Origin of the sequence: Pseudalkalibacillus sp. A8 (genome assembly GCF_045920555.1) — a bacterium.
Classification (GTDB): Bacteria; Bacillota; Bacilli; order Bacillales; family Fictibacillaceae; genus Pseudalkalibacillus.
The window spans coordinates 3,850,712-3,874,624 of sequence record NZ_CP174509.1 but is presented as its reverse complement, the minus strand read 5'-3'; the positions used below and the strand labels follow the sequence as shown (position 1 = coordinate 3,874,624).

The window sequence follows — 23,913 nt, the reverse complement described above, 5'->3', positions numbered from 1 at the left end:
GGTGTACGATTCATCGTTATATTTAAAAATAGTGTGCTATGAAAGTTACTACTTGGATGTTTAATCCTAGCAGCTATTATTTTGGAGGAATACATATGGAAAAATACAAAAATCATAATTATCCCATACAAGAAAGAATGAAAAGTTTAATAAACCAAATGACTTTAAAAGAAAAAATAGGTCAATTAAATCAGAAAATGTACGGATGGGATGCCTATAGAAAAACAGAAAACGGCTATAAATTAACAAAAGCTTTCAAAGAACAAGTGGCCAAATTTAATAGTATGGGTGCTTTATATGGTTTGTTTCGAGCAGATCCGTGGTCAAAGGTTAATTTTTCAAATGGTATTAATGTAGAAGATAGTACAGTTGTGACTAAGATGATCCAAACGTATGTGGAAGAAAATACAAGATTAGGTATACCTGTGCTATTTTCTGAAGAATGTCCACATGGGCATCAAGCATTGGAAAGCACCATATTTCCGACACATATTGGGTCTGGAGCCTCTTGGAATCCAGAGCTACAGCAAAAGGTTTCACAACAAGTAGCGGATGAGTTGCAAGCCAGGGGTGGGCACTTAGGTTTAGTCTCCACTCTAGACATTGTTCGTGATCCTAGGTGGGGAAGAACTGAAGAATGTTTTAGTGAAGATCCCTATTTATCTTTGAAAATGACGGAGGCTGTAGTCCGTGGAATGCAAGGAGAGAAAGAAGGTACACCAAAAGTTCTCCCAGTGCTAAAACATTTTGCTGCACAAGGGGCAGGAGTTGGAGGGCACAATGCAGGGCCAGCATTAATTGGTGAAAGAGAATTGCGTGAGATTTTTTTACCTCCAATGAAAGCAGGGGTACAGTCTGGAGTTCTAGCTTGTATGGCTGCTTATAATGAGATTGATGGTGTTCCTTGTCACGCAAACCATCATCTATTAACTAAGATTCTTCGACAAGAGTGGAATTACAAAGGAATTGTAATGGCAGATGGTACTGCACTTGACAGGTTGCTATTGCTAACTGGAGACAAGGAATTAGCAGCTGCATATGGCTTAAAAGCGGGAGTAGATTTAAGTCTATGGGATGATGTTTATATGGCGATCGAAGCTGGTGTGGAAAGTGGGAAAATCGAAGAACAACTTGTTGATCAAGCAGTTTCAAGAGTATTGTATTTGAAATTCAAGTTAAAACTTTTTGATGACATACCAACTATAAATAAAGAAAAGCCTTCAACTGTTATAAGAAATAATAACGCCATCGAAACGAATTTAGAAATGGCTCGACAGTCTATTGTATTAGTTGAAAACAAGAATAATCTATTACCAATTAGTAATGAGATAAAGAAAATAGCGGTTATTGGCCCTAATGCTGACAATATATACAATTTACTCGGAGACTATACACCACCACAGCGAAGAGAATATGTTGTCACAATCCTTGATGGTATAAAATCGATCGTCGGCAAGAATACAGATGTATTGTATGCAAAAGGGTGTGGAATCAGGAGGAATGATAAATCCGAGTTTGCCACTGCAAAGCAGATGGCTAAGGAAGCTGATATTGTAGTATTAGCTTTAGGGGGAACGAGTGCTAGAGAGTTTGGAATGGAATTTGAAAATAACGGTGCTGTCAAGGAAACCAATGAAACAGAAATGGATTGTGGAGAAAATGTTGATGTAGCTAGTTTAGAACTTGGTGGAGTACAACATGAGCTAATGAAAGAAATTCGTTCAACTGGAACGCCAATCATTTCTGTTCTTATTCAAGGACGTCCTTATTCAATTCCAATGCTAACCCAATATTGTGATGCTATTTTAATAGGATGGTATCCAGGTCAACAGGGTGGGAGAGCTATAGCTGAAGTTCTATTTGGTGATGTTAATCCAAATGGCAAGCTCCCTGTTTCTATTCCTCGTTCGTCAATGCAATTACCGGTTTATTATAACTACAAGGATAGTGGTGCTAAAGAAGATTACATTGATATGAGTGGCAAGGCATTATATCCTTTTGGTCATGGTTTGAGTTATACATCTTTTACATATCGTTTTCTTTCTGAAGAAAATGAAACGATCACCTTAATGGAGCTTCAGAATTCCAAGCCAGTTAAGCTATTTGTAGAAGTCGCAAATACTGGGGATAAAGATGGTTATGAAGTAGTCCAACTTTATATAAAAGATGTAGAAGCTACAGTGACACAACGGAATAAAGAACTAAAAGGATTTCAAAAAGTATGGCTAAAAGCAAACGAAACCAAGACTGTTACTTTTTCTCTTGGTTTTGAGGAGCTAGCTATATGGGATATTAAGATGAATTTTAAAGTTGAACCTGGATTAGTAAAGCTTATGGTAGGTGGGTCTTCTAATAACGTGATCGAAAAAGACTTAATCATAAAGGATCGCTCACATCATTAGACAAAAGCAGAATAGGGAGGAAAAATGAATGCGGCGTATTCAACGTTTAATACGGATCTTTCAGGCTCATCAATATAAGGATTTACTTGAAATTCAAGGTTGGACATCAAAAAAAGCTCAATATGTTAATCCTGGAGAGTATTCCTACCATAAAGAAAACTTAGAAGGTTTACTGATAAATATTGGTGATTTAGTTGCGGATTCTGGTACTACAACTTTTCTTGACAAAGAAGTAGAGATCCCTAGAAATTGGCAAAATGATACTATAGGGATTTTATTTAAAGTAAATGGTAATGGAATGCAATCTTATTGTGAAAGCCTTATCTCAATACAAGGAATACCAACACAAGGTCTGGATCGAAATCGTGATCTAGTAATAATTCCTCCTGAAAAGACAGGAAACAAAATGTTGCATATACAAGTTGAAGTATTTAACCCAGTTGGGATTCCTAAAGATCATCTCCGTGGATTTAACCTAGTTGCAGGTCTAGAAACAGATCCACCACCAGGGTATTTAGAACAGAGTAGTTTGGTTCTGATAAATAAAGAAGTTCAAAGTCTTTTATACACATTGGAAGTTTGTTATAAGACCGCTAAATTATTAGATAAAAGTGATACCCGCTACCATTTACTCCACAAAGCTATGGGGCAGGTAGTTGATGAGCTTGGTATGCCAAGTAAAGAAACACTCCTTGACCAGAATTTACTTAGAAAGATGGAGGCAGGATTAAATCAAACAGTTAATGATTTATCAGGTTTTAGAGAAGGGACAATTCGAGCCATTGGTCAATCGCATATTGATATTGCATGGTTGTGGCCTATTAAAGAAACAATTCGAAAAGGCTCTCGTACATTTTCTAGTGTTTGTACATTATTAGAAGAGTATAACGATTTTGAATTTTCTCAAAGTCAACCTCAGTTATTTTCTTTCTTAAAAGAATATCAACCCAAAGTTTATGAACGAGTGAAGGAAAAAGTTGCAGAAGGCCGGTTTGAAATTATTGGTGGTATGTGGGTAGAACCTGACTTGAATATTCCTTCAGGAGAATCACTTGTCCGACAACTACTTTATGGAAAAAAGTTTTTCAAAGATGAATTTGGTGTAGAACCCCGAGTAGAGTGGTTACCAGATACATTTGGCTATTGTGCATCTTTACCACAAATACTAAAAAAAGCTGGAACAGACTATTTTATGACAACAAAACTAAATTGGAATGATACCAATCGTTTCCCATATGATCTATTTAATTGGGAAGGAATTGATGGTACTAAGATACTATCTTACTTGCATAATATTCTTGGCCAGCAAACAGAACCAGCAGATATTCATCGTACATGGGAGGATTATAACCAAAAGAACGAATTTCCTGAGAGAATGTTGGTATATGGCTATGGTGATGGAGGCGGTGGTGTCACAAGGGAAATGATTGAGTATTTGGAACGGTCTAGCAATCTTCCAGGCCTTCCAGATGTAAAATTTGATAAGGTGCATGACTTTTTTGACAGAATAGATTTGAAAAAGCCGCAATTACCTAACTGGTATGGAGATTTATATTTAGAACTCCACCGTGGTACTTATACTACTCATGCAAAAACGAAAAAGAATAATAGAAAAGCAGAGTCTCTTTATCGTGAACTAGAGATTTGGAATAGCTTAGCCCACATCACTTTAGGTACTGCATATCCGCTGGAGGAAATAAACAAAGGTTGGCAGCTAATCATGATCAATCAGTTCCATGATATTGTACCAGGTACATCCATTTCACCTGTATATGATTTATCAGAAAAACAATATAATGAGTTATTTGAAAAAGGAACAAGATTAAAAGAGGAAGCAGTTAAGTATATTACTCAATCGATTAACACTGAGGGACCTGGTCAACCAATTATTCTACTAAACAGCCTTAGCTGGACTCGTGATGAAATGGTAACGATTACCGGAGGAAAAGAACTATTAACTAAAAAAATTATTGATAAACAGGGGAATAGCTATAAAACAGATTTTATCGTAAGTGATAATGAAAGTGTAACACTCAATACATACATCGATCGTATTCCTGAAATGGGTTATAAAACAGTGTGGTTAGAGGATGCTGATCAACAAGAAGTCGCACTTTCTAAGGAATTCAGTGATCATTGGGAGACCCCTGTTTATAAAGTAGAATTTACGGATAATGGTTGGATTAGTCGATTATATGATAAGGAAGCTGATAAAGAGATTATTAAAAATGGAGAATATGCGAATGAGTTGCAAATATTCGATGACTTACCAACCGATTGGGATGCTTGGGACATAGATCCGAACTTTGAAAAGCAGCGTGCAATAAATCCCCATTTAATGGACTCTAAAGTAATTTATAAAGGGTCAATTTCTGATAAATTAGAATTCATTTGGAAAGTGAATCATTCATTGGTTACGCAAGAAATTACCTTTTACCATAACAGTAAAAAAATAGATTTTAAAACAACAGTAGATTGGTTAGAGAAACATAAACTTTTAAAGGTTGCATTCCCAGTAAATATTTATAGCTCTAAAGCGACTTATGAGATTCCGTTTGGTTCGATTGAACGTGCTACTCATAATAATACGAGTTGGGAACAAGCTCAATATGAAGTATGTGGACAACGATGGGCAGACCTTTCAGAGGGGAATTATGGTGTAAGTTTATTAAATGATTGTAAATATGGTTATGACATAAAAGGAAATAAAATAAGACTTTCACTTTTGCGTGCTCCAAAATGGCCTGATACCCAAGCAGATCTAATGAAGCATGAATTTACTTATTCCTTATTTCCTCATGAAGGGGATTGGAGAAACGGAGATACAGTTAAAAAAGGCCAAGAGTTAAATTCTCCAATTACTGTTGCTATGACATCTGTACATTCGGGTAAATTACCAGATTTGATGGCATTTATAAACACAAAGAGTGAGAGTGTAATCGTTGATTCAATTAAACAAGCTGAAAATAAAGATGGGATTATTTTGAGAATGTATGAATCTAAAGGAAGTGAAACTTCTGCTATTTTGCAATTTGGACAAACGATAAAGGCTATAAATGAAACGAATTTACTTGAGCAACCTGTGACTAAATTGTCTATGAAAGACAGGCAAATCAGTCGGAAATTTCATCCATACGAGATTAGTACATATCACATTATGAAGTAGTTTTGGAGGTTTAAATTGGAAGATAAAAAGGTTATCCACATTATTTCACATACCCACTGGGACAGGGAATGGTACTTGCCATATGAGAAACACCATGTCCTCTTAACGAAGCTGATGGATAGGCTGCTGGAAACATTGGAAAGCAATCCTGATTTTAAAAGCTTTCATCTTGATGGACAAACAATCATTTTAGATGATTATTTACAAATTTACCCTGATACGAGAGAAAAGCTTCAAACGTTCGTCAAAGAGGAAAGACTTCATATCGGCCCTTGGTATATTTTGCAGGATGAATTTTTGACCAGTAGTGAGGCTAACATCCGTAATCTTCAATACGGGATGAAAGATGCAGCACGATGGGGAGGCGTTGCAAAGATAGGCTATTTTCCGGATTCATTTGGAAATATTGGTCAGGCTCCACAAATCTTAAGCCAGGCTGGAATTAACAATGCTGTCTTTGGAAGAGGTGTGAAGCCAACAGGATTTAATAATGCCGTCAGTGAAGCAGAAAATTTTGAATCACCATATTCAGAAATGCTCTGGCGCTCCCCAGATGGGTCATCTGTTCTCGGTATTTTATTTGCCAATTGGTACTGTAATGGAAATGAAGTTCCAACAAATGAAATACAAGCACAGAAATATTGGGATCACCATATTGCATCCTTAGAAAAATATGCTGCAACTCCACACATGCTCATGTTGAATGGCTGTGATCATCAGCCTATACAAACCGATTTACCAGAAGCGATTCGAACGGCTGAAAAGCTATATCCGAATATCGAATTTGTTCATTCAAACTTTAATGATTATGTGGACAAACTTGCAGCAACACGACCAGAAAATTTAAAAGTAATTGATGGAGAGCTACGAAGTCAGCAAACGGACGGATGGGGAACTCTCGTTAATACAGCATCAGCGCGTGTATATATAAAACAAATGAATCAACTTAATCAGGCACTCCTTGAGAAAGTGGCAGAACCTTTGTCTGTATTCGCATACTTACAAGGAGAAGATTACCAGCATCACTTAATTGAATACGCATGGAAGACATTAATGCAAAATCACCCGCATGACAGTATTTGCGGCTGTAGTGTCGATGAGGTTCACCGTGAAATGGTTACACGATTCGAGAAGAGTAAACATGTAGCTGAGATGATAATTGATGAAAGTCTCGAGTCCATTTCCGAAAAAATTAGTACAGCTATTTTTGAAAAATGGGGTGATGATGCCCTTCCATTTACTGTATATAATACGACTGGATGGAATCGTACTGGAGTAGTTTCAATTACACTTGATATAAGAAGGGATTACTTCGCAACAGGAGTAAACAAACAAGAGCTTAAAGAATTTCCATTAGGGGAAAGAACATTAGTTGATGATACAGGCACTGAATATCAATATAAAGCGGAAGATTTAGGAATATTTTTTGATTATGATCTGCCGGAAGAGAAATTCCGTCAACCGTACATGGCGAGAAGGATTCGCCTTACATTTGAAGCAAAAAAAGTTCCTGCATTAGGGTATAAGACATACGCATGGGTTTCAGCTGCAAAACATAAGGATCCTAGTTCATTGATCGTAAATGAAAATGAAATGGAAAATAAATTTGTAAATGTAAAAATAAATGAAAATGGTTCCTTAACTGTAACTGATAAAGCAAATAGACGTACATTTGAAGAATTATGTGTGTATGAAGATACAGGAGATATTGGAAACGAATATATGTATAAGCAACCAAATAATGAAAAGGCCCTTACAACAAAAGATTTAATTGCAAAAGTAAACATTATTGAAGATACACCATTCCAGGCCGCATATGAGATTGTCCATGAATGGGAAATCCCTAAAAGCGCAGCAGATATACTGGAAAAAGAACAAAAGGAACTTGTCTGGTTTACTGGCAGGACGTCTGAACGAACGGAGGAAACGGTCCCATTTGTAATAAAAACGGTCGTAACGTTAGAAAAGAACAGTAAAGGTATAAATGTAAAAACATCTTACAACAACCAAGCGAAAGATCACCGTCTTAGAGCATTATTTCCGACGGATATTCAAACAGACGTACATTATGCTGATTCAATCTTTGAAATAGCAAAACGTGCCAACGAGCCTTCACAGGAATGGGCAAACCCGGATCATTCACAGCATCAACAAGCATTTGTAGATGTAAGGAATGATATCGAAGGCTTAACGATTGCTAATCTCGGATTAAATGAGTATGAAATCATCCGTGATGGGCGGAATACGATCGCGGTAACCTTGCTGCGTTCTGTAGGTGAGCTTGGTGATTGGGGCTACTTCGCGACACCTGAGGCACAGTGTTTAGGAGAACATTCTGTTTCATTTCGTATTTATCCACATGAGGGAAAAGCTGATACAACGAAGGCATATCAAGATGCATATCAATACCAGGTACCGTGGTCATTGAAACAGACAGGTCTTCATGATGGGGAGTTACTACCTGTGCATTCATTTCTCCAGTGGGAATCTTCAAATCTAGCTTTCTCTTCTATGAAAGTATCTGAACAGTCTGGTGATGTCATGGTGCGCTGGTTTAATATGGCTGATGAAAGCGATACTCTTATAGTTAAGTCTTCAGCACCTTTTCATGATGCTTATATAAGTAATGTGATTGAAGGAAAAGGGAAATCATTACATGCAGATGGCAATGAAGGTGTTCAAGTCCCGGTTCGTAAGTATGAAATCGTTACAGTTGGATTTGAAAAATGAATCCGTAAATAAGCGTTCGAAAAGTGTACAGCAAGAAAAATGGGCAGCTTTTTAAACCTAAGAACACTAAAAAAGGAAGTAGGTACTTTATGCAAGGACAGTTACCACGATCAATGAAAGCATTAATAGATGAAGTGAAAACAGCATTTACTCATGATCAAAAAGTACAAGCGATGTTTGAAAACTGTTTTTCAAATACGTATGAAACAACAATTCGACCTCAAGGTGATGGAACGACGTTTGTAATTACCGGTGACATACCTGCAATGTGGCTGCGGGATTCAGCTGCACAGGTTCGTCCGTATTTAATACTTTCTGAATATGATGAGAAAATGGCCGACATGATTGAAGGTGTTATAAATAAACAATTCTCCTTCATTATCCATGATCCATATGCAAATGCGTTTAACGAAGAAGCAAATGGAAACCGTTTTCATGACGACAAGACGGAGATGACCCCTCTTCTATGGGAACGAAAATATGAAATTGATTCACTTTGCTATCCAATTCAGCTGTCTTATTTATTTTGGAGATCAACGGGAAGAACATCTCATTTTAATGCAATGTTCCGGGAAGCTGTTGCAAAAATAATTGAAACCTGGAAGACGGAGCAAAACCATGAAGACAAGTCCAACTACTTGTTTAAAAGGGATAACTGCCCTATACAGGATACATTATCACATGAAGGAAAAGGGGCTCCTGTAGGCTACACAGGAATGACCTGGAGTGGTTTCCGTCCTAGTGATGACGCTTGTCAGTATGGCTACTTAATCCCTGCCAATATGTTTGCTGTAGTTGTTTTGAAACAATTAAAGGAAATTGCTGAAAAAGTCCTTAATGATAAAAATCTTACGAAAACAGCAATTGAATTGGCAAATGAAATTGATCAGGGGATTCAAGATTTTGGTAAGGTAGAACATCCAGTCTATGGAACAATTTACGCCTACGAGACAGATGGCCTTGGAAATTATAACCTCATGGATGATGCGAATGTGCCAAGTCTTCTCGCGCTTCCTTACTTAGGATATTGTGATGTGGAGGATCAAGTTTATCAAAACACAAGAAATTTCATTTTAAGCTCAGAAAACCCTTATTACTATCAGGGGAAGGTGGCGAAAGGGATTGGCAGTCCACATACACCTGAGCAGTATATTTGGCATATTGCTCTTGCGATTCAGGGGATGACAGCATTAACAAGTGAGGAGAAAGAAGATATTCTTGATCTGTTTAAAAACACCGATGCAAATACAAACTTTATGCACGAAGGATTCCATGTTGATGAACCTGAAAAATTTACGAGACCATGGTTTTCATGGGCCAATTCGATGTTTAGTGAATTTTTACTAAGTCAATGTAATCTGTTTGTGAAAGGCAGTGCTTTAGCAAAGTAACAGGTATGTGATAAAGAAACTTCATTTAAATAGTAAAAGTTTAATAGGGAGTGTACGAAAAGTGAATGTAATAGATCCTGTACGCGCGTTTCATTTAAGGTTTGGATCACATGACTTGGTTGAGCTATTTAAGGAATTTATCGAAAAAGTATTGGCGCCAAAAGGAATAAACCATTTGCTTTTGGAGTGTAATACATCTTTTGTATTTGAGTCTCACCCAGAAATCACTGGCGGAACATTAACAAAGCAGGATGCAAGGGAAATAGCAGCAGTATGTAAAAATAACGGGATACGACTTATCCCATTATTCCAATGTCTTGGGCACCAAGGTTGGGGTGGGGCGCCTAATTCAATATTGAAAGCGTATCCTGAATTTGATGAAACACCGTATGTGCCATTGGATGCAAAGTGGCCGGAGATTTTCTGTAGAAGCTGGTGTCCGGAACATCCAGACGTGAATCAACTTGTATTTGAGCTAATGGATGAACTTATTGAAGCTTTTGATGCTGATGCATTTCATGTTGGGATGGATGAAGTATATGAAATAGCAGATGATAACTGTCCTCGCTGCAAAGGAAAGGATCGAGCTGATTTGTTTGCAAAGGCCGTCAATGATATGCATGGGCATTTAGTTAAAGATCGCGGCGTTGAAATGTTTATGTGGGGAGATCGGTTAAACGAAAGTGAAAAAATGGGCTATGACCAATGGGAAGGGGACACGTTTGGTACACATAAAGCAATTGATCTTATCCCTAAAGATATTGTGATGATGGATTGGCATTATGAACGATTGGATTCGTATCCTTCAATTGGAAATTTTATTGAAAAAGGCTTTACCGTTATTCCTGCCTGTTGGTTCAAAACAGATGCCGCTATAAATTTATTAAACGAAAGTAGACATCAGGCAAAAGAAAAAAGGGCGAGAGATAAAATGCCCGGCATGATAGTAACATCATGGAACAACTGGGATAAAGAATCTTTTGAAAGATTTATCACTATGCCACCTAATCCTTTCGGAAGTGATGAAAAATTAGAAGAGCTTGACGAGTTATATCGAACAATAGAAATAATAACGAAAAATCTATCGAATAGAATGTAAATCTACTAAATAAGAGGTAATGTGAGATGAAATTAGGATTAAGTACGTATAGTCTGTTAGATGCAATTAAAGCGGGAGAAATGGATGTTTTAGATGTTATTGAATGGATTGCTACTAATGGTGGAGAGCATATGGAAATTGTCCCTTATGGATTTACTTTAGTAGATAACGTGGAACTTGCAGATAAAGTGCAAGAAAAAGCAAAAGACGTTGGCATTGAACTATCAAACTATTCAATGCCAGCAAATTTTGTCCAGGATACCGAGGAAGAATTTGAAGCAGAGGTTGCACGGCTAAAGGAACATGTAGATCTTTTAGACCGTATGGGTATTAAACATATGCGTCATGATGTGACTGCATTTACATTACCACCTGAGAAAACAACAATTAAATACTTTGAAAACAGCTTACCGCAAATTATTGAAGGAAGCTGTCGCATCGCTGACTATGCAGCAAAATTCGACATAACAACGACAATTGAAAACCATGGTATTGCTGTACAACATAGTGATCGTGTCCAACGAGTCCTCCAAGCAGTGGATAGACCTAACTTTAAAACAACATTGGATGTAGGAAATTTCATGTGTGTGGATGAAAACTCCATTATAGGTGTAAAGAAGAATCTACCTTATGCATCTCTTGTTCATTTTAAGGATTTTTATTTCCGCCCTTACTATGAAGACCCTGGTGCAGGAAAATGGTTTAAAACATCTAACGGTAATTTTTTAAGAGGTGCAATTGTTGGACAAGGTGATATTGAAATAAGAGAAATTGTAAAATTGATTAAAGATTACGGTTATGACGGTTATATCACACTTGAATTTGAAGGAATGGAAGAATGTAGAGAAGCTTGTAAAATTGGAATGGATAATCTGAGGCGATTTTGGGAGGAAGCTTAATTCTTAAAAAGTAATTTCAGGAGATTAAGATATTCATAGAACCGATGAATTAGAAAGGAATGAAAATATTGAAAGACCAGGAAGTAAATCACGGTATCCATAATTATAGTGCAGAAGAGAAATGGATGAAACCGAAAGATCTCGTGATATTGGAACGTTTGGAATGGTTTAAGGACCAAAAATTAGCCTTGATGATGCACTGGGGGCCATATTCTCAGCTTGGTATTGTGGAATCATGGGCTCTAAGTGATAAAGATTCTGATTGGTCTCGTACAGATATTGACTGGGAAAAAGATGGTGAGGAATTCAAGAGACAATATTTTAATCTAAATAAAACCTTTAACCCTGTTCGATTTCAACCAGAAGTTTGGGCTGATTTAGCGGCAGAAGGTGGTTTCAGATATTTAATTTTCACGACGAAACATCATGATGGCTTTAGTATGTGGGACACGAAAGAAACGGATTATCGTATTACTTCTTCAGATTGTTCTTTTCACAGTCATAAGTATGCTGATATATGTAAGCATGTTTTTGATGCTTTTCGTGAGAAGGGCTTGAGTATTGCAGCATATTTTTCTAAGGCAGATTGGCATACACCTTACTATTGGGCTCCTGGCATGGCTCGGGGCAAGGAGATGTGGCGCGGGCCCTCTTATGATCCAGATGAATATCCATGGTTGTGGGAAGAGTTTGTGGCCTTTACACATAATCAAATTATGGAACTAATGTCCAAATACGGTCGAATTGACGTATTGTGGTTAGATGCAGGCTGGGTTGGTAAAGGAAAACAAGATATTCGTCTTGCAGAAGTGGTGGAAAGAGCACGTGAAGTACAGCCTTGGTTAATTACAGCTGATCGTACTATAGGTGGGGAGTTTGAAAACTACATTACCCCTGAACAGACAATTCCTGACAGTCCGATGAATGTGCCATGGGAAAGCTGTATTACAATAGGGACCTCTTTTTCTTTTAAATATGAAGATAAGTATAAGTCTACACGAGCAATTGTACACACATTGATTGAAGTCATATCTAAAGGTGGAAATCTTGCTCTAAATGTTCCACCACAACCTGATGGGCGCTTACCTGAGGGAGCAATAAAAAGGATGAAAGAGCTTGGAGCTTGGCTGAAAGTTTACGGTGAGGCTATCTATGGCACTCGTATTTGTGCACCATATTTTAAAGACAATTTTGCTTTTACAAGAAAGGGTGAAACAATTTATTGCTTCCGATTATATCAAGACAAAGATGATCGTTATAGGGATGAATATGTTTACATTCCTTATAATGAAAAGGTTTCTCGTATAGATATGCTTTGCGGTGAAGAATATCTTGTATTTAATCAGGCGGAAGGAGGAGTATCTGTAAGAATGCCAAAAATAGTGGAAAAGGAAGGAGATACTCCGATCGCTCACGTATTTAGGCTAACCTAATTGATCATTATTTTAGCAAGGCTGAAAATCGTAGTTATTTTTACGAAAATTACAATCTTTTAGTTAAAAATCGCAAGAAAAATGCCTTTGCACCGGTTATCTACCATATTATCGCCCATTTCTTGATAGGGTGTATCTGTTTTTAACATGTAGTAAATGATTCGGATTATTAGATGCGCAACTGCGATGATGGCTTTTTTCTGCACTTTTCGTTTTAAAGCCCTTCTGTAAAAGATATCCAATCGTGTATCTTTGAGACTTTTGTGGATCTGGATGGATTACTAAAGACTGACATTAACGCAGTAATCATGTGTTCTGAAAATGTGAATCATTAAGAACATGTGTTGAAATTGGCAAGCTATAAACAAACAAATTTTATGTGAAAAACCGATTGCTACTGAAGTCGAAGATGCTACAGCAATGATTATTACTTGCGAAAAAAATGGTGTTATTTTTTACAAGTGGCCTATCCAGTCCCGGCTATCCAAAACGTGAAAGATATCATTTAATATGGAAAAATCGGTTAAGTTACTGCGGTAAACTGTTCTTTAAAACGTAATGAGAATGAATAGTTAGTGAGTAATTTTAGTTAAATGGAGGACTATTAATGAAGCTTGGTATGAGTTCCTACAGTTTAGCAGGAGCAATTAACTCAGGGGAAATGACGATTTTGGATGCTATCCAATGGACGGCTGATCAGGGCGGAGAACATATTGAGCTTGTTCCAATGAGTTATAGCTTGACGGATAATCCAGGGTTAATAGAAGAGATTCTTCAAAAGACGGAAGAAGCAGGTATTGAAATTTCAAACTATGCAATTGGTGCTGACTTTCTGAAGGGTAATAGGGAAGCATTTGAACAAGAAATTGTAAGAGTAAAGAAAGAAGTTGACATTGCAAATCTATTAGGTGTAAAGCTAATGAGACATGATGTAGCATTTAAGCCCGCTCAAGTGGCAACCATTAAACAATTCGAACTGGATTTACCTAGATTAACAGAAGCTTGCCAAAGAATCGCTAATTATGCAGCACAATATGACATAGTGACAAGTGTGGAAAATCACGGTTTCTATGTTCAGGCTAGTGAAAGGATCCAGCGATTAATCCAGAATGTATCCCGACCTAATTTTAAAACGACACTTGATACAGGAAATTTCCTATGTGTGGATGAATGTCCAATTGCAGCAGTGAAGAAAAATATTGCCTATGCATCAATGGTTCATATGAAAGACTTTTACTACCGACCTGCTTCTTCTTATTATCCTGGTGAAGGTTGGTTCCAATCTGCTTCAGGTAATTATTTAAGAGGGGCAATTATCGGTCATGGTGATATTCATTTATATGATGTTCTACACGTTATTAAACAATCTGGCTATGATGGGTATATTTCCATCGAGTTTGAAGGATTAGAAGAGTGTAAACGAGGATCTAAGATAGGCTTAGATAATGTTAGGAGAATTTGGGAAGAACTATAAGGTAAAGGAGTTAACATAAAATGGGGAAACTAAAAGTTGGTGTAATTGGAGCAGGCTCTATTTCCCAAATGCATTTTGAATCCTATAAAAATAATAACGATGTTGAAATCTATGCTGTTTGTGATATGAATGAACAAAGAGCACAAGAAAAAGCAGAGAAATATGGTGCCCAAAAATATTATAAAAACTATCAGGATTTACTATCAGATTCAGAGGTTGATATAGTCAGTATTTGCACATGGAATAACTCACATGCGGAAATATCAATTGCTGCATTAAATGCAGGGAAACATGTTTTAGTTGAAAAACCATTATGTAAAACAGTTGAAGAAGCGTACGAGATAGAAAAAGCTGCAATGGATAATAGCGGAAAAGTACTTCAGGTTGGCTTCGTTCGCCGCTTTGGCACAAATACCCAAGTATTAAAGAGTTTTATTAATTCAGGAGATCTTGGTGAAATTTATTATGCAAAAGCATCCTGCATCCGAGCTTTAGGTAATCCTGGGGGGTGGTTTACTGATAAGGAAAGATCAGGTGGCGGGCCTTTAATCGATTTAGGAGTCCACGTTATTGATCTGTGCTGGTATTTAATGGGGAAACCGAAGGTCAAATCAATCAGCGGAAACACGTACAATAAATTAGGTAACCGCTCAAATATTGTAAACAAATCATTCTACAAAGCAGCAGATTATGACCCTGACAAGAATTCGGTTGAGGACTTGGCCAATGCCATTATCCGGTTTGAAAATGGTGCTTCTTTAATGGTAGATGTCAGTTTTACTCTCCATGCAAAGGAAGAATCTATCGCTATTAGTGTGTTTGGAGACAAAGGTGGCGCAGAAATCGAACCTAAACTTCAAATTATAACAGAAAAAAATAATACGATTTTAAATTCTACTCCACAAATAGATTCTTTATCTTTTGATTTTAATCAAGGATTCCAAAATGAAATTGATCATTTTATATCTTGTGTTAAAGGTGAAACAGAAACAATCAGTCCTGTTCAAGACGGCGTAGAAATGATGAAGATATTGCTTGGTATATATGAATCTAGTGAAAGAGGAACAGAGATTAACTTCGAATAACAGATGGAAATCTCAAGTAAAGAAACAGATTATAGCTGTTGAAAAAAGTTTCAGCAGCTATTATTTGGGAATAACAACTGAGATTAACGCATATATTGAAAAATCGACACATATAAATTAAATTCGATGAAAAAACATAAAAAATTTTATGTGATGTTATTATGGATATATAAATACAGCTGGAAAATCATCAAACTTAAACCAATTGGAGACACCCATTTTGATCAATATTTTTTCAAAATGGGTTCTATTTATTTATATCGTCCGCTAAAACAAGCCTTCCCTTAGCATTAGTCCGTATTGTAAACCTAGAAAGGTACGTAATTACATATGTGGTATATTCCTTTTCCCCAAAATGATAACAATCTTTTAGAAAACAACCTAATATTTTGTTAACACTTCAAACAGTGAAACAACTTATGAATTCCCCTTTGTACATATGTAAACAATCCAAAATTTCCTTTTAGTAATAATGTTGTCCCCAAAATATATAATATTCAGCATTAATAATATAAGGAGAAGTAAACGACAAATTAATTAGGATTTTTCAATGGTGGTCGGTACACTCCCAGCAGAAAGGGGGTGGTGCCACATGATAGTCTTTAAAGTGTTGTTCACGTGTTTGCAACTTTAATCGTTATAGTACTGTCGTTTAACCTTAAAAAATAATCCACCCTGACTTGGTCAGCTTGGGTGGATTATTCAGCCTTTGACTGATCCCCCTTGAAAGGAGTCGTTCTTAAGAACGTATGATAAGGAGGGCGTCAAGGTTTCTTTATGCACAATGTAAGTCGTGTAGGCTCAAAAACGATAGCGAAGAAGTCGGTATTATATACGGATTCGATCCCAAATAGGTGTCGGCCTAATCTTAACTTCTACTTTATAAAGAAATAGCCTAAGGTCAAAGGATGTATTACATTCCTATAAAGAAGAATTTTCACATTTCTTTTAGCTCACTGTTATGATACCATCCGTACCTTTTCGGACAATGCCCGTCTTTTCAAGGTTTACTGATGTTCCTTCAGGTAAGTTGGTAAAAACTATCGGTGTTATGATCGAAGGGACATTTTGCTTAACATAGTCTAAATCGACTTTAATAAGTTCCTGCCCTTTTTTCACTTTCGTTCCTTCCGTAACAAATGCCTCAAAACCTTTTCCATCTAACTTTACGGTATCTAGCCCGAAGTGAATTAATAGTTCATACCCTTGCTCTAATCTTAATCCAATCGCATGTTTTGTCGGGAATATGTTAATAATTTCTCCGTCTGCAGGCGCGACGACCGTGTTATCGGTTGGTTCAATCGCTAATCCGTCACCCATCATTTTTTGTGAGAACACTTCATCAGGTACTTCTGTCAAGGAAATCAACTTTCCACCAATAGGTGCCGCAAAATCTTCACCATTAAGTGGAGCAAGCTTTTGATCTACTTCTGATTGATCTGAGATGCTTTCTTCCTTGATTGCTGGTGTTGATTTCTGGCTTATTTGTTTCTTCATGGCAGTCGAAACAAATTCAACGTCAGTACCCACAATAACCTGCAAATTGGTTTTGTTGAGCTTCATAACCCCTCTTGCCCCATGTCTTTTTAATTTTGTTTCATTTACTGTGGACATATCCTTTACCGTCATCCGGAGTCTCGTCGCACAATTATCTAAAGATGTGATATTCTCTCTTCCACCTAAGTCATTTAGAAAGTGAGAGGCCATTTCATCATATTTGTCTCCAGAACCGACAATCTGCCGCTCTTCATTACTGTCTTCCTCTTCATCAAGCTCTTCTTCATCTTCACGTCCTGGAGTCTTAAGGTTAAATTTCTTAATAAGGAAATAGAAAATCACAAAATAAACCGCGCCGTATATAAGTCCTATTCCAAGCAAGAGCAAAGCTCTCTGGGCAATACCAAAGTTCAAGATATAGTCAATGGCTCCAGCTGAGAAGCCAAATCCATGATGGATATCAAGTACATAGGTAATTACAAATGAACTCGCTGTTAACAAGGCATGTACACCATAAAGTAAAGGTGATAGAAACATAAACGAAAACTCAATTGGTTCAGTAATCCCTGTTAAGAAAGAGGTAAACGCCATACCGATTAACAATCCTGCAACCTCTTTACGACGGTTTGCCTTTGCAGCAGCAATCATGGCTAATGATGCTGCTGGTAAACCGAACATCATGATCGGAAAGAAACCAGCCATGAAAATACCAGCATCTGGATCGTGTGCGAAGAAGCGATTTAAGTCGCCTGTAGCGCCGTTAAAATCTCCAAACACAAACCAGACAAGACTATTTATAACGTGATGTAGGCCAACTGGAATAAGAAGTCGATTTAAAAATCCATATACTCCGACTCCAAGTGCGCCGGCATCAATAATCCATTGACCAATCGAATTAATACCTTCCTGAACTGGGGGCCAAGCGAAACCAAATATGAAGGCTAATACGACCATGGTCGCAGCGGTAACGATTGGTACAAATCGTTTTCCGCTGAAAAAACCTAACCATTGAGGTAACTTAACTTCGTGGTAACGATTATAGAGAAGGCCGGCGATGATACCCGATAAAATACCGCCCAAAACTCCCATATCGATCTCTTTATTAATGGCTTGCGTTCCGTTGGTTAATACTAAAAATCCGATTGCACCCGCTAATCCTGCAGCACCATTACTGTCTTTCGAAAATCCAATTGCAACTCCAATCGCAAAAATAAGTGCTAGGTTAGCAAAGATTGCATCACCTGAATTTGCTATAAAAGGAATATCAAGTAGGTCGTCTTGTCCTAGTCTTAACAATAAGGCTGCAGCTGGCAGTACAGCAATTGGAAGCATTAATGATTTACCTATTTTTTGAAGAAAACCAAGCATTATTCCAACTCCTTTAATTTTACTTATATTATGAGAGCGTTTTCGCCCTCTAATAATAACATGAATTATATAGTTGTCTATACCAGAAATAATTGGATATACATTGTCATGACATATTGAAAAGCTAATAATCAAACTATATTCATATGTTTCCCGATTTTTGAGTTGAAAATTAGTGGTATAGACAACTATCCTAGTATGATGATATGATTTTTGTGAACCAACTGAAAGGGAGCGGGGATGAATGGGAATGCACCAACCTTTTATCATTACAAACCTAAAAATTTATAACGAAAATACAGTTTGCGAAAAAGGGTATGTGAAGGTCGTCGATGGGAAGATCGTGGAAGTAGGGGATCTTAATACCCTATCTGAGCATAATGAGCAATATGAAGTAATTATAATGCCGGAGGACCATTGCTTAATTCCTGGGATGATTGACGTTCATATCCATGGTGTGGCAGGAGCCGATACGATGGATGCAACAACAGAAGCATTGGAAACAATGGCTCAAACTTTACCAAATGAAGGAACGACAAGCTTTTTAGCCACAACAATAACTCAATCGCATGAAGCAATTGAAAAGGCATTGATAAATGTAGCTGATTACATGGGTAAGACTCAAACAATCGGAAAATCCGAAATCTTAGGGATTCATCTCGAAGGTCCATTTATTTCTGACAAAAGAGCTGGGGCACAACCGTTGGATCATATTACAGAACCGGATGTAAACGTCTTTAAAAAGTGGCAAAAGCTTGCACAAGGTAACATTAAAATGGTGACATTGGCACCAGAAGAACCTGGAGGTTTAGAGCTGATCAGCCATCTGAAAGAAACAGAGGTTGTCCCTTCTATTGGCCATTCAAATGCGACCTATGCAGAAGTCGATCAAGCTATTGAATCAGGGGCAACGCATGTAACGCATCTTTTTAATGGAATGAGAGGTTTACATCACCGGGAACCAGGCGTTGCAGGCGCGGCATTATTACGGGATGAATTATTTGTAGAAATTATTGCTGACGGAATTCATATCCGACCGGAAATGATACGGTTAGCTTTTCAGCAAAAAACAAAAGATAAAGTTATCCTAATCACAGATTCCATCAGGGCGAAATGTTTAAAGCAAGGAAGGTATGATTTAGGTGGACAGGAAGTAAACGTAAGTGAAACAAAGGCAACACTTGAAAACGGCACATTAGCAGGAAGTATTTTAAAAATGAAAGACGCTCTCCGAAACTTTTCTTCTTATACTTCTTGTACAATTCGTGACCTTATCCAAATCACAGCGGTTAATCCCGCAAAACAATTAAACGTATTTGAACATAAAGGTAGTATTGCAACCGGAAAAGATGCCGATCTCGTCATTCTTAACGAGAATCTTGATGTGGTCATGACGTTTTGTCGTGGAAAATTGGCGTATAAACAAGGAGAGAATGATGAATGAACTTGATAAAAGTTGAAAATTATGAAGAGATGAGCCAAAAGGCAGCAGAAATCATTATAAATAAAGTTGTCAACAATCCCAAGATTACCCTCGGATTAGCTACGGGGGGGACACCTGAAGGAACATATCAACACCTAATTGAAAATCACCAGAAAAACCAAACAACATACCAACACGTTAAAACGGTTAATTTAGACGAATATATAGGGTTAGGAGCAACTGATCCAAACAGTTATCGCCATTATATGAATGAGCACCTTTTTAACCATATTGATATTGATTTTGAGAATATTCACATTCCGAATGGTGCAGCAACAAATCTTCAAGAGGAATGTCGTAGTTATGACTATGTAATTGATCAATTAGGTGGAGTTGACCTTCAGATTTTAGGGATTGGCAGAAACGGACATATCGGATTTAATGAACCACAGACTCCATTTAATTCAAAAACACATATCGTTGAACTTGCTCCTTCGACAAGGAAAGCTAATGCCCGCTATTTTAACAGATTTGACAATGTTCCTACTCATGCAATCACAATGGGAATTGCATCGATTCTTAAAAGTAAAGAAATTTTACTTCTCGTTTCCGGTGAGGATAAAGCAGAGGCCATGCAAAGGTTACAGCATGGAGAAATTAGTGAAAGCTTTCCAGCCTCAGTGTTAAAGAAGCATAATAATGTTACAATAATAGCGGACAAAAAAGCGATATCGAGCTGTTTGGTCAGCCCTTGAAAGGAGTAAGAAGATGATGGATAAAAACTCTCCGCTGCCGCTCTACCACCAGTTAGAGGAGCACATTAAAAGCTTAATAGAAAAAGGGGAGTTAAAGCCCGAAGATTCTCTTCCATCTGAACGAGAATACGCGGAAAAATACGATATAAGTCGAATGACCGTCCGACAAGCAATTAATAATCTCGTTAAAGAAGGCTATCTATATCGTAGAAAAGGAAAGGGATCTTTCGTTAGCGAGCAAAAAATCGAGCAAAAACTGATTGGCTTAACAAGCTTTACTGAAGATATGCGAGCAAGGGGAATGGAGCCGAGCAGCCGATTACTCCATTTTGAAATCATTCCTGCGAATATCCAGGTAGCGAAACAACTTGGTATAAAAGAATATGCTCCCGTATATGAAATTCGGCGCATTCGGCTTGCTGACAACGTCCCGATGGCGTTGGAGACAAATTATATATCCGCTAATCTCATAAAGGGGTTAACCGAGGAAATCGTTTCCCAGTCTCTGTATCAATATATTGAGGAAAAACAACAACTAACAATTGATTATTCAACGCAAATAATCGAGTCTTCTATTGCAGGACAAAAGGAAAGTGATGCTTTGGCCATTGAGAAGGGGGCTCCTATTTTATTTATTCGACGTAATACGTATCTGAAAAATGGCGTTCCATTTGAAATGGTGAAATCAGCTTATCGTGCTGACCGGTATAAATTCACAATTAATATTAAAAGATAACGTTTCAGTGTATTGGAGGAAAAGATGCTACATGATTATCTAGATAAAATTAAAGCTCAATTGGAGTTAGTTGAAAAAGTGGAAAAAGAAAAATTAGAGTTCGCAGGAAAAAAAATTGCGACATGTATTCAAAATGAAGGCATTATATATTTATTTGGCTCTGGTCATTCGCATATTCTAACGGAAGAGGTTTTTTATAGGGCAGGAGGCTTAGCTTCCATATATCCGATATTAATTGAAGAGATAATGCTCCACAAAGGAGCTATTCGGTCCACGGAACTCGAGCGGCAAAATGATTATGCAAAATCATTTATGAAAGATGTATCGATTCAGCCTGAGGACATTGTCATTGTTATCTCAACTTCGGGAAGAAATCCAGTCCCGATTGATGTTGCATTGTTAGCAAAAGAAAAAGGCGCCTATGTCATTGGTCTGACTTCAATTGAATACTCAAAAAGTCAACCCTCAAAACATGTAAGTGGTAAGCATTTGGTAAACTCCGTTGATCTGTATATTGATAATCATTGTGTAAAAGGTGATGCACTCATGTCACACGAAATGACGACTGAACGATTTGGTCCAAGCTCAACGGTTGTAGGAGCCGCTATTTTGAACGCAATTATCGTAGAGGCCATTGAGATCATGCTTGAAAATGGATATGAACCTCCTATATTCAAAAGCGGCAACCTTGATAACGCTGATGATTATAATCAAAGTCTGGTTCAAAAATATAAAGGTAGAATTCCTTTGTTTTAAAGTGTACGGAAATCTTCGCTTTTTTGGTTTTACGTCAAATGTAGGGGTAGGAGGTAAGGTTCCTATCCCTTAATCTATTTGATTATGTTCATGAATATATGGTCAACAGCAACACTTTTTTATGATTATTTACATAGCCTATTCGCAATATATTTCATATTCATTATATGTGGCAGCAGAACTAGACTTAGGTAAATGCTATCAAGACCTGGTTTGTCAAAAGGAAATTTACAATATGGGAAGCGATAAGCTTCTACTTGAAAAAGAAAGGTATCTTTTTACTACGGCAGTGTAGCAGATATTAAAGCCGTACGACCTTCAGCATCTTTATAATCAGCGCTTTTTACGCCATCTTTAAAGCTGCTTAACAGCTGCTAAAAGTATAAATTAGGTTTCTGCTGAAGGATTGAACCTCCATTACTAGTTCCTCATAAAAAAATCCTCGTCCTCAACATGGGAGGACGAAGAATTTCAATCCTTAAATTTGCCCAGCTACTACTTTACCTTTAAAAATAACAGCCTCTCGTTTTGGTGTTCTTGCGACCGCTTCAGCTGTACAAGATGTATTTACAAGAACGAGGTTTGCCTCATCGCCCTCTAGTGGCCAGGCAATTTCACCCTCTTTCGTTAATGGTGTTTTTCCGCCTGTCGCCCATTTTAGTGATTGGGCTAATGAACGTTCATCACTTTTCCGATAAAGTTCACCATAAGTGGTTACCTTTTCTAATACATCACCAGTTCCAAATGGACCCCAGGAGTCATAGAAGCCATCACATCCTAGATAAACGTTTACTCCTTTACGATCTAGTAGAGCAACTGGCGGCAGTGTTTTTGTAATTGGAATGGTTGACATAACTGACATTCCCAGTTCACTTAATTTGTCGGTAATCACTTCCTGTTGAGGAAATGGAACCTCTCCTAAACAAAAAGCATGGCTTACTGCAACACGATTATGCCATTTCGCTTCTTCAACCATTTCTGCTAATATATCAACGGTATAATATCCTACATGCCCACTGTCATGTAAATGGATATCAACCTCGGCATCAAATTCAGCTGCAAGATTCATTACTTCATAGAGCGATTTTTCGATATTTTTGTCGATTCCAGCAGGGTCTAATCCACCAACAATATGAGCACCTGACCTCATCGCTTCTTTCATTAGAGGAATGACATGTTCTCTTAACAGTCCATGCTGCGGGAAGGCTACAATTTCATAGGTTAGTTTATCAGAATAATCCTCAAGTGCTGCTTTCACACCTTCTAAATTTTTTAAACCGATATATGGATCGATGTTCACATGGGTGCGTATATGTGTTGATCCGTTTGAAAGAATCAATTCAATCATTTTACTTGCACGCTGCTTCGTTGTCGGACCAAGCTCTTCAAGCTCCATCGCTTCATAATGTAAGCGTTCTTCTAGGTTTTTGACGGGTTTACAAGCCTTCCAATCGAGAGAAAGATAGGTTTTATCTAAATGATTATGCATTTCTTTAAAGGTAGGGATCGCTAAAAATCCCTTCCCATCAACTGTTTTTTCTTCATGAGGAATCACATAGGTAGAATTACGTTTTTCTACAATTTTGCCATCCTTAATTTTTAAATGGAAAAGCCCTGTCTCTGTTTCATAGACTCCCTTTTCGTCCTGTAAATAGCCAGTCTCTAACCGAACGTTCTTTAACCAATATTCAGTAGTCAT

16 protein-coding genes are annotated in these 23,913 nt (G+C 37.4%); 14 read left to right on the top strand and 2 right to left on the bottom strand.

Features of this window, described 5'->3' with window-relative positions; translation table 11 throughout:
- Positions 1–95: 95 nt before the first annotated feature.
- The 10 genes from ACJROX_RS19950 (at position 96) to ACJROX_RS19905 (ending at position 15,679) form a co-directional block, all read left to right on the top strand.
- Positions 96–2,402: a glycoside hydrolase family 3 N-terminal domain-containing protein gene (locus ACJROX_RS19950; RefSeq protein ID WP_408006951.1), complete on the top strand. Its 2,307-nt coding sequence runs from the start codon at positions 96–98 to the stop codon at positions 2,400–2,402.
- Between the two features lie 28 nt (positions 2,403–2,430).
- The gene (locus ACJROX_RS19945) at positions 2,431–5,568 is read left to right on the top strand and encodes an alpha-mannosidase (protein WP_408006950.1); all 3,138 of its coding nucleotides are present in this window, start codon (positions 2,431–2,433) and stop codon (positions 5,566–5,568) included.
- Positions 5,569–5,583: 15 nt separating this feature from the next.
- Positions 5,584–8,298 (top strand): alpha-mannosidase, encoded by a 2,715-nt coding sequence (locus tag ACJROX_RS19940; protein WP_408006949.1) that lies wholly within the window; start codon positions 5,584–5,586, stop codon positions 8,296–8,298.
- An 89-nt stretch (positions 8,299–8,387) separates the two neighbouring features.
- On the top strand, positions 8,388–9,689 hold the full coding sequence (locus ACJROX_RS19935; RefSeq protein WP_408006948.1) for a glycoside hydrolase family 125 protein: 1,302 nt from the start codon (positions 8,388–8,390) through the stop codon (positions 9,687–9,689).
- Between the two features lie 61 nt (positions 9,690–9,750).
- Positions 9,751–10,788 carry a family 20 glycosylhydrolase gene (locus tag ACJROX_RS19930; RefSeq protein WP_408006947.1) on the top strand — a complete coding sequence of 346 codons (1,038 nt, stop codon included), beginning with the start codon at positions 9,751–9,753 and terminating at the stop codon, positions 10,786–10,788.
- 26 nt (positions 10,789–10,814) lie between these two features.
- Positions 10,815–11,687: a sugar phosphate isomerase/epimerase family protein gene (locus ACJROX_RS19925; protein ID WP_408006946.1), complete on the top strand. Its 873-nt coding sequence runs from the start codon at positions 10,815–10,817 to the stop codon at positions 11,685–11,687.
- A 59-nt stretch (positions 11,688–11,746) separates the two neighbouring features.
- The gene (locus tag ACJROX_RS19920; protein WP_408006945.1) at positions 11,747–13,120 is read left to right on the top strand and encodes an alpha-L-fucosidase; all 1,374 of its coding nucleotides are present in this window, start codon (positions 11,747–11,749) and stop codon (positions 13,118–13,120) included.
- 360 nt (positions 13,121–13,480) lie between these two features.
- Positions 13,481–13,615 (top strand): Gfo/Idh/MocA family oxidoreductase, encoded by a 135-nt coding sequence (locus ACJROX_RS19915; RefSeq protein WP_408011713.1) that lies wholly within the window; start codon positions 13,481–13,483, stop codon positions 13,613–13,615.
- A gap of 112 nt (positions 13,616–13,727) precedes the next feature.
- Positions 13,728–14,594, top strand: coding sequence for a sugar phosphate isomerase/epimerase family protein (locus tag ACJROX_RS19910; RefSeq protein WP_408006944.1), 867 nt, complete (start codon positions 13,728–13,730; stop codon positions 14,592–14,594).
- Positions 14,595–14,614: 20 nt separating this feature from the next.
- Positions 14,615–15,679 (top strand): Gfo/Idh/MocA family protein, encoded by a 1,065-nt coding sequence (locus ACJROX_RS19905; protein WP_408006943.1) that lies wholly within the window; start codon positions 14,615–14,617, stop codon positions 15,677–15,679.
- Between the two features lie 948 nt (positions 15,680–16,627).
- Here the strand turns inward: ACJROX_RS19905 and nagE are convergent.
- Positions 16,628–18,544, bottom strand: a complete 1,917-nt coding sequence (gene nagE / locus ACJROX_RS19900; protein WP_408006942.1) for an N-acetylglucosamine-specific PTS transporter subunit IIBC — start codon at positions 18,542–18,544, stop codon at positions 16,628–16,630.
- Positions 18,545–18,788: 244 nt separating this feature from the next.
- Between nagE and nagA the strand changes: the two genes are divergently transcribed.
- Genes nagA through ACJROX_RS19880 form a run of 4 tightly spaced genes read left to right on the top strand, consistent with a single transcriptional unit; the run spans position 18,789 to position 22,214 of the window.
- Positions 18,789–19,988: an N-acetylglucosamine-6-phosphate deacetylase gene (nagA, locus tag ACJROX_RS19895; protein WP_408006941.1), complete on the top strand. Its 1,200-nt coding sequence runs from the start codon at positions 18,789–18,791 to the stop codon at positions 19,986–19,988.
- The gene (gene nagB / locus ACJROX_RS19890) at positions 19,985–20,722 is read left to right on the top strand and encodes a glucosamine-6-phosphate deaminase (RefSeq protein ID WP_408006940.1); all 738 of its coding nucleotides are present in this window, start codon (positions 19,985–19,987) and stop codon (positions 20,720–20,722) included. The genes nagA and nagB overlap by 4 nt, the downstream gene beginning before the upstream one ends.
- A 13-nt stretch (positions 20,723–20,735) precedes the next feature.
- Positions 20,736–21,458, top strand: a complete 723-nt coding sequence (locus ACJROX_RS19885; RefSeq protein WP_408006939.1) for a GntR family transcriptional regulator — start codon at positions 20,736–20,738, stop codon at positions 21,456–21,458.
- A gap of 24 nt (positions 21,459–21,482) precedes the next feature.
- The gene (locus ACJROX_RS19880) at positions 21,483–22,214 is read left to right on the top strand and encodes an SIS domain-containing protein (RefSeq protein ID WP_408006938.1); all 732 of its coding nucleotides are present in this window, start codon (positions 21,483–21,485) and stop codon (positions 22,212–22,214) included.
- Positions 22,215–22,692: 478 nt separating this feature from the next.
- Here ACJROX_RS19880 and ACJROX_RS19875 read toward each other — a convergent pair whose 3' ends face one another.
- Positions 22,693–23,913 (bottom strand): amidohydrolase, encoded by a 1,221-nt coding sequence (locus ACJROX_RS19875; protein WP_408006937.1) that lies wholly within the window; start codon positions 23,911–23,913, stop codon positions 22,693–22,695.

Bases quoted from the DNA above. Each gene is read 5' to 3' on its own strand.
- ACJROX_RS19950 (WP_408006951.1), top strand. From the start codon at position 96: ATGGAAAAATACAAAAATCATAATTATCCCATACAAGAAAGAATGAAA.
- ACJROX_RS19945 (WP_408006950.1), top strand. From the start codon at position 2,431: ATGCGGCGTATTCAACGTTTAATACGGATCTTTCAGGCTCATCAATAT.
- ACJROX_RS19935 (WP_408006948.1), top strand. From the start codon at position 8,388: ATGCAAGGACAGTTACCACGATCAATGAAAGCATTAATAGATGAAGTG.
- ACJROX_RS19925 (WP_408006946.1), top strand. From the start codon at position 10,815: ATGAAATTAGGATTAAGTACGTATAGTCTGTTAGATGCAATTAAAGCG.
- ACJROX_RS19920 (WP_408006945.1), top strand. From the start codon at position 11,747: ATGAAAATATTGAAAGACCAGGAAGTAAATCACGGTATCCATAATTAT.
- ACJROX_RS19910 (WP_408006944.1), top strand. From the start codon at position 13,728: ATGAAGCTTGGTATGAGTTCCTACAGTTTAGCAGGAGCAATTAACTCA.
- ACJROX_RS19905 (WP_408006943.1), top strand. From the start codon at position 14,615: ATGGGGAAACTAAAAGTTGGTGTAATTGGAGCAGGCTCTATTTCCCAA.
- nagE (WP_408006942.1), bottom strand. From the start codon at position 18,544: ATGCTTGGTTTTCTTCAAAAAATAGGTAAATCATTAATGCTTCCAATT.
- nagA (WP_408006941.1), top strand. From the start codon at position 18,789: ATGGGAATGCACCAACCTTTTATCATTACAAACCTAAAAATTTATAAC.
- nagB (WP_408006940.1), top strand. From the start codon at position 19,985: ATGAACTTGATAAAAGTTGAAAATTATGAAGAGATGAGCCAAAAGGCA.
- ACJROX_RS19885 (WP_408006939.1), top strand. From the start codon at position 20,736: ATGATGGATAAAAACTCTCCGCTGCCGCTCTACCACCAGTTAGAGGAG.
- ACJROX_RS19880 (WP_408006938.1), top strand. From the start codon at position 21,483: ATGCTACATGATTATCTAGATAAAATTAAAGCTCAATTGGAGTTAGTT.
- ACJROX_RS19875 (WP_408006937.1), bottom strand. From the start codon at position 23,913: ATGACTACTGAATATTGGTTAAAGAACGTTCGGTTAGAGACTGGCTAT.